The 1,932-nt window shown below is 77.7% G+C and carries 2 protein-coding genes; one reads left to right on the top strand and one right to left on the bottom strand.

What is annotated here, in order from left to right; translation table 11 throughout:
* Positions 1 to 62 precede the first annotated feature (62 nt).
* Positions 63 to 779 (bottom strand): VOC family protein, encoded by a 717-nt coding sequence (locus ABD317_RS36410; protein ID WP_344296259.1) that lies wholly within the window; start codon positions 777 to 779, stop codon positions 63 to 65.
* Between the two features lie 232 nt (positions 780 to 1,011).
* Between ABD317_RS36410 and ABD317_RS36405 the strand changes: the two genes are divergently transcribed.
* Positions 1,012 to 1,848, top strand: coding sequence for a sulfurtransferase (locus ABD317_RS36405; RefSeq protein ID WP_425582533.1), 837 nt, complete (start codon positions 1,012 to 1,014; stop codon positions 1,846 to 1,848).
* The last annotated feature ends 84 nt before the right edge of the window (positions 1,849 to 1,932 follow it).

Raw genomic sequence — 1,932 nt, 5'->3', positions numbered from 1 at the left:
GGTCCGCGCCCGCGCGCCCGCGTGCCGGGGGGCCGCGCCTCCGCCGGCCCCGCCGGGGGCGGTCAGCGCGGGGAGCGCACCACCGTGAACCGCGCGCCCTCCAGGTCCGCGACCTCCGCCATCCGCCCCGCCGGGGTGTCGTGCGGCTCGCGCACCCGCCGGCCGCCCAGCTCCTCCGCGCGCGCCACGGCCGCGTCCACGTCGGCGACCTCGAAGTGGGTCGTCCAGCGCGGCCCCGCCTCGCGCAGCGTCTCCTCGTCGGCGCCGCAGATCGACGCCACGGGCCGGCCCTGCACGTACAGCGTCGCGACGTCGCCCTCCGCGCGGACGTCGTAGCCGAAGACCAGCTCGTAGAACTTCGCGACCATCGTCGGCTCCGCCACCAGCAGGTCGTTCCACACCGGCGTGCCCGGGCGGCCGTGCCGCTCCACCCCGGTGTGCCGCCGCGGCTGCCACAGCCCGAACACCGCCCCGGCCGGGTCCGAGCAGATCGCCTTCCGGCCGGCCGCGTCCGCGTCCAGCGGCCCCACCCCCACCGTCCCGCCGCAGCAGCGCACCAGCTCGCTGGCGGCGTCGGCGTCGTCGGTCGCGAGGTACGGCGTCCAGTCCACCGGCAGCCTGCGGTCCGGCGCCATCGCCCCGATCCCGGCGACCTGGCCGCCGTCCAGCCGCGCCAGCCGGTACGGGCCGAGCGCCCGCGGGCCCTCCTCGAAGACCCAGCCGAACAGGCCCCGGTAGAAATCCTCGGTCGTGTCCAGCCTGTGCACCATCAGGCTCACCCAGCACGGTGTGCCCGGCGCGCTGAGAATCGCTCCCTCGGACATGGCAGCCCTCTCTGACCGTCGAATGGTGGCGGTGGGTGACGTTCCGGTGACGCCTGTGTAGATGTTTTCATCCCCCCTGCTGCGGTGCGCCCCCTCTGCGCCGATCCGTTTGAGGAATTGTCCGTCTCGCCAGAAAATGTGGGTTTTCGGGGGCGGGGTGGGAAGCGCGGCGCGACGCTGCGCCAGGATGGCCTCCATGACTTCCATCATCTCCGGAACCGAACTCGCGGGCGACCTGGCGGGCCCCCGGCCGCCCGTCGTGCTCGACGTGCGCTACACGCTGGGCGGCCCGCCCGGCCGCCCCGAGTACGACGCGGGCCACATCCCCGGCGCCGCCTACGTCGACCTGGACGCCGAGCTGGCCGGCCCGCCGGGGCCGCGGGGCCGGCACCCGCTCCCCGACCTCGGTGTCTTCGGCGCCGCCATGCGCCGGGCCGGTGTCTTCGCGGACCGCCCCGTGGTCGTGTACGACGCGGGCCAGGGCTGGTCCGCGGCCCGCTGCTGGTGGCTGCTGCGCTACACCGGCCACCCCGACGTCCGCGTCCTCGACGGCGGCCTGGCCGCCTGGCCCGGCGAGCTGTCCCGCACCCCGCCCGCGGGCGCCGCGGGCGACTTCGCTCCCGTGCCCGGCGCGCTGCCGGTGCTCAGCGCCGACGAGGCCGCCGCGCTCGCCCGCCGCGGCGTGCTGCTCGACGCCCGGGCGGGGGAGCGGTACCGGGGCGAGACAGAGCCCATCGACCCGGTCGCGGGCCACATCCCCGGCGCGGTCTCCGCGCCGACCGCGGAGAACCTCGCCGCCGACGGAACCTTCCGGCCCGCGGCCGACCTGGCGGCGCGCTTCCGCGCGCTCGGGGCCGCCGCGGGCACGGAGGTCGGCGTGTACTGCGGCTCGGGCGTCTCCGCGGCGCAGGAGGTCCTGGCCCTGGAGATCGCCGGCATCCCCGGGGCGCTGTACCCGGGGTCGTGGTCGGAGTGGACGGCGGATCCGGCCCGCGAGGTGGCGACGGGCGCGGAACCGGGCTGACGGAAACGGCGCCGCCGGCCGCGCCCCCGCCGTACGGGCGGGCGGCGCCCTCGGCGCCTTCCGGCGCGCCGTGCGCGGGCGGGG

The sequence above is a fragment of the Streptomyces synnematoformans genome (genome assembly GCF_039531005.1).
In the GTDB taxonomy this organism is placed as follows: Bacteria; Actinomycetota; Actinomycetes; order Streptomycetales; family Streptomycetaceae; genus Streptomyces; species Streptomyces synnematoformans.
Note: the sequence above shows the minus strand (reverse complement) of the source record. Positions and strands in the feature narration are given on the sequence as shown.